This is a genomic window from Acinetobacter sp. YH16042 (genome assembly GCF_013417245.1).
GTDB classification, from domain to species: domain Bacteria; phylum Pseudomonadota; class Gammaproteobacteria; order Pseudomonadales; family Moraxellaceae; genus Acinetobacter; species Acinetobacter amyesii.
In genome coordinates, this window is sequence record NZ_VPEJ01000135.1 from 1 (window position 1) to 1,192 (window position 1,192).

A 1,192-nucleotide genomic window follows, 5' to 3' on the forward strand; every position below is an offset into this window, starting at 1 on the left:
CATCCGTAGTTCTCATGGTTTAAAATCCGTCTTGCTATGAAGAGCTTTAAAAATCCGTTTTGTTGTTTCCGCTCTTACACTTTTCGGATCTCGTAAGATGCCACTAATCCAGAGGGCAAATGTCGGGTAGTCTGGGAAATTACTGAGGTCTGATAGCTCAGAAAGTTTAGATAAAATAGTGCTGTACTTGTTAATTTGAGCATCAGATAAATTGCAGAACATATCTATAGTTCTTTGATCTCGCTGAGGCGCTATTAATTTTGGCTTAGGTTTTTCTTTCACTATAAATTTAAAGCCAACTACTGAACGCCCTTTTTTTACATTTTCATAAGTGAGTTCAATATCTGTATTAGTTGTAATCTCATTTAATGAAGGCTTCATTACTCGGTCTTTTAAATTACAGAGTTTGTCATAAGATTTGGGCAAACCCAGCTCATTTTTTATATGTTCTAAGGACATTTCAAATTGTCCCATTGCTTGATGCTTTTTAGCTAAATGATAAAGATCGAATGAGTAATCTTTTTTCAAACTTAGTACGATATCTTTTTTATATTTTGTATAAGGGTTTAATTTATCAAACTCTTTTAACATCAGTAGAACGATTTCAGGGAAACGTATAGCTATCCCTCCGTCTTCATAAGTGCAATCAATCACCCAATTCGACAGCACCTTTTTTCCTCTTTCATTGTTATAAGAGAAATTTCTTTTAAGTAGATTCTTGCTGGCTAGTTCTAACTGCGTATATGCGGAATGCGTTTTAATGCCACATTCTCTAGCAAACTCTTCTGCCGTAATCATAATTCGGTCTTTTTCAGTTGCATCAGTGGTTCTAGCAATTGGGCTAGCAAGTATTAACATTCGTTTTTCATCAATGTTCATACTCTTAAAGCATTCTTGAACATTGTTTTGCATAACAACCCAGCTCAGAGGATATGTTTTTTTATTTTCGTCCATATAACTACAACCCCAAAAAACTAACTAACTACATTGGTATTTATGTAGCTTAAACATACATTGTCGTTTATTTTTTGACTACTATTTTTGTAGTTTTTTAACAAAACTACAAACTTTTTCTTGTAGTTTAATGTCCGGTAAAAGTAGTTTCTATGTCCGGTAAAAGTAGTTTTTTAAGTCCATTTTGTCCGGCATTTGTAGTTTAATGTCCGGTAAAAGTAGTTTTTTAAGTCCATTT

1 protein-coding gene is annotated in these 1,192 nt (G+C 33.4%); it reads right to left on the minus strand.

The genetic code is table 11. The features are described from left to right. Positions 1–12 precede the first annotated feature (12 nt). Positions 13–954, minus strand: coding sequence for a replication initiation protein (locus tag FTV37_RS17565; protein WP_180064348.1), 942 nt, complete (start codon positions 952–954; stop codon positions 13–15). Between the last annotated feature and the right edge of the window lie 238 nt (positions 955–1,192).

Excerpts from the sequence above, each read along its gene's own strand:
- FTV37_RS17565 (WP_180064348.1), bottom strand. The coding sequence starts at position 954 with ATGGACGAAAATAAAAAAACATATCCTCTGAGCTGGGTTGTTATGCAA.